Source organism: Pedobacter sp. 01T416_2, assembly GCF_056398925.1.
In genome coordinates, this window is the sequence record NZ_JBFTQI010000694.1 from 1 (window position 1) to 3,184 (window position 3,184).

4 protein-coding genes are annotated in these 3,184 nt (G+C 36.9%); 1 reads left to right on the plus strand and 3 read right to left on the minus strand.

The window, feature by feature from the left end; all coding sequences use genetic code 11:
- Together AC1DPQ_RS22580 and AC1DPQ_RS22585 are read right to left on the minus strand one after the other, a co-directional pair.
- Positions 1–1,204 (minus strand): recombinase family protein (locus AC1DPQ_RS22580; RefSeq protein WP_477610944.1); only part of this gene is annotated, 1,204 nt, incomplete at its 3' end.
- A complete protein-coding gene (locus tag AC1DPQ_RS22585; protein ID WP_477585188.1) occupies positions 1,185–1,511 on the minus strand; it encodes a hypothetical protein in 327 nt (108 codons plus the stop codon). The genes AC1DPQ_RS22580 and AC1DPQ_RS22585, both read right to left, overlap by 20 nt.
- A gap of 383 nt (positions 1,512–1,894) precedes the next feature.
- On the opposite strand from AC1DPQ_RS22585, the gene AC1DPQ_RS22590 reads away from it, so the two are divergent.
- The gene (locus AC1DPQ_RS22590; protein ID WP_477585187.1) at positions 1,895–2,134 is read left to right on the plus strand and encodes a DUF2188 domain-containing protein; all 240 of its coding nucleotides are present in this window, start codon (positions 1,895–1,897) and stop codon (positions 2,132–2,134) included.
- 280 nt (positions 2,135–2,414) lie between these two features.
- On the opposite strand, the gene AC1DPQ_RS22595 is transcribed toward AC1DPQ_RS22590, so the two are convergent.
- The gene (locus AC1DPQ_RS22595) at positions 2,415–2,738 is read right to left on the minus strand and encodes a hypothetical protein (RefSeq protein WP_477585186.1); all 324 of its coding nucleotides are present in this window, start codon (positions 2,736–2,738) and stop codon (positions 2,415–2,417) included.
- Positions 2,739–3,184: the final 446 nt, after the last annotated feature.

Below are 3,184 nucleotides of genomic sequence, written 5' to 3' on the forward strand. Positions count from 1 at the left end.
TGAGGTGCCATCTTTGGTAGGTCTCTTGATCAATTTCATTTTTTATCCATTTCTCTTCGACCGTATACAGCAGTTCCTGATCTCTGACGATTTCTGATTTTTTTTCTGTCAGCCCTTTCCTGTTGTTTTCAAGCTCTTTTTCAATTTCTCTAGCTGCACTGTCTCTGATTTTCTTTACGGATCTGACAGGGAGGCTCATCAATTCGAGCGCAGTATCGAACTGATTGTGGGCTTTCTTTGCGCTGATATTGTTGTGTTTTGATAGTCTGCATTTGTAGTAATAGAAATACTGGCCGGATTTGCCGCGTGAGGGTGCGCCGGTCAAAACATTACCGCAGTGACATTTTAAAATTCCCCTTAACGGTAGTGAATCGTCTATAATGGTACGTGTTTTCGAAACCCTATTGAATTTACTCTGCACCATTTTCCATGAAATCATGTCAATGATCGGCTCATGGATAGCAGGGAAGAGTCCTCCGGGGTGTTCTTTGTATGCGTTGGCTTTTACCAGTCCGGCATAAACGGCATTGGTTAAAATCCTTTCGATTGCCATATTGCCCTTTCTGTCAAAGCCGAGCTCTTCAGCCTTTTGCTTGATCAGGTAGAGTGGTATATTTCTTAGATAGGATTCATAAATAAACCGTACTATTTTTGCCTCCGGTTCATCGATGATGAGTCTGCGATCCCGCGGCTCGCCTATTTTTTTGTATCCGAAAGGTGTGATGCGAAAAACAAATTTTCCTTCTTTTGTTTTCTTGGAGTAGATGCCGGATCTTATTTTAATACTGCGGTTGATGTTGTCCTCTTCTGCCAATAGCAGCTGTAGTCCAGCCCTGAAGAAGCTGCCGGGTTTATCATAGTCAAATTCAATGCCTTCGGAAACGCTTATGATCTGTATGCCGTATTTTGATTGTAGCGATTTAACCATGCTCATGGCTTCTCCTGCATCGCGGCTGAACCTGTCCATCTGATCTACCAATAGGTAATCAACGTTTTTATGGTAAAGGCCGATAAATTCCTGTAATTTGATAAAGTCTGGCCTGTCAAATGTCTTGGCGCTTTTTCCTCTGTCGATAAAGGTATCTACCAGGTTGATTTTATTGAATTCAATATAATGATCGGTTACCAGGCGTTGGCGCTCGATCGAATTTTCGCTCTGTTTTTTGTCACTGAACCTTAAGTATCTAATTGCTTTCTTTCCCATATGATTGATCTAATGTTACCCTGACTAGGGCTTTAACTATTAAATTTAGCAATCTTTCTTCTTTTTCGTCAGATAATCTGCTGATTATGTCATCGGTATTTTCGATACTTTTTTGGTTATTTATATCAGATTTTGAGGGGGGATGGTGTATGGATTGTAGAGGTATGTTTGAATTTGTTTTGTTGGTATGGATTGTTTTCTGTTTGGAGGTTTTTTGTTTGGTACTGGCGGGTACTGCTACTCTGGTCTTGGTTCTGATCCTTTTTCTGAAAGCTTTCCTTTTTGGTTTTTTGATATTGATTTCCATAAGGGTTTTGTTTTTGGGGTAATGGTAGGAGAATTTTGATGTAGTTTTTCGGAGGTTGGAAAATTAAATAAGTACAGGCGGGTAGGGTTGTGCTGCTTTTTTGACAGCATGATCAGTGTTTTGAATTATATGATGGTCTGTATGGAAAGAATAATTCGGGGAGAAGATGGATAGCTATATTATGGGGGCGATTAAGACATTATGTTTTTGATAGTGCATTTTAGCTGAATGGTTTTTTGCTTGGCATTCTACCTGAGGCAGGCTGTGGGCTCTTTTCCGGCCTGTGGAATCTAAAGATGTCCGCTTTGGTATTTAGGGGCACTATTTTCAGCCTACAATCGTTGGTTAAATTGCGTATATTTATACTGATCAAAATTAAAATTATGGCAGAAAAAGAAAACGTACATGTTGTTCCTAATTCTGAAGGAGGTTGGGATGCCAAAAGGGAAAATGCAGAGAGGGCTTCAAAGCATTTTGAAAAAAAGAGTGATGCTGTTGATTATGGTAAGGACCTAGCAAAAAAGGATAAGGTTGAATTTATCCCGCATAACAAAGATGGGAAAATCAGTAACCCCAACAGTTATGGCAAAGATCCTAATCCGCCGAAAGATAAAAAAAGATAAATCCGAGTGAGTATTATTAATTGTAGTTAAATCTTATTGGGATTAAGAAAAATCTCAAAACCATTGATCTAAGCTCTATTGGCATATTTGCTTTATTTTTCAATGGCTTTTGACGCTGCAAAATGAATTTCTGAAAAATATTGAATGAGTTGTAATTGTCCTAAGGACAACTATAGTTTCTTTTGTTATTTCAACACTTTTAAGCTAGCATTCTAATTCCTTTACAATCATTTAATAATATAGTTTATGGAGGCGGAAAACGGTGCCGCCTCCATAAAATTTAGACTTGTGAAGCCGGGTGCTCAGGGATTAAATGATATTTTTTATAATTAAAGACTAGCCAACTTAAAGCCCCGGGTCGATCGAAGGCATAAGAGGTAGGTAATTGTTCTCTAATTAATGATTCAATTAATCTACACTGTTTTTTTGTAGTGAAATTTTGATGCTTTGAAACAGCATTAATTAAATCTAAAACCTCATAACGTTCATTGCGGTTGAATTTACCACTGTCGCGTTTATCTGTAATGTGTGGATTGTCTCCGGTTACAGCTTTTATACTGTAATCTTTAAAATATAAGTCTCCCGCTGTATAAATATAACTCATTTGTTTTTACTTTACTTTTTTGTTAAATATTAGCTAACTGCATCTTACAGTTAACGCATTCTTAAAAGAAGTAAATTAATTTTAAAATAGTTTTGGTAATACCGAAACTATATTTACTTTTGCAGTCCATTCCAAGGACAATTTTACTTCAGTCATAATAGGGTAAACCAGCCCTAACATTAGTTATTCTTTTACTATTTTTAATTGCGGTGTTAATTCGCCAACAAATTAATACCAAAAAAACCGGAAGGTAACCCTAATTTTTAAAATAAATATATCGTGCTGTTTGTCATGAAGTTACCTAGTTGGATGATGATTTATGATGATAGATCCTGCCAATTTTAAATGGATCAATACCAAAAGTTGTGGAGGACGGTAAAAACAAATRGCTTTGCATTTTACTATTTCACTTTATATGACTTCCCCTGCAGCCTCTTTACTTAAAT

Excerpts from the sequence above, each read along its gene's own strand:
- AC1DPQ_RS22585 (WP_477585188.1), bottom strand. The coding sequence starts at position 1,511 with ATGGAAATCAATATCAAAAAACCAAAAAGGAAAGCTTTCAGAAAAAGG.
- AC1DPQ_RS22590 (WP_477585187.1), top strand. The coding sequence starts at position 1,895 with ATGGCAGAAAAAGAAAACGTACATGTTGTTCCTAATTCTGAAGGAGGT.
- AC1DPQ_RS22595 (WP_477585186.1), bottom strand. The coding sequence starts at position 2,738 with ATGAGTTATATTTATACAGCGGGAGACTTATATTTTAAAGATTACAGT.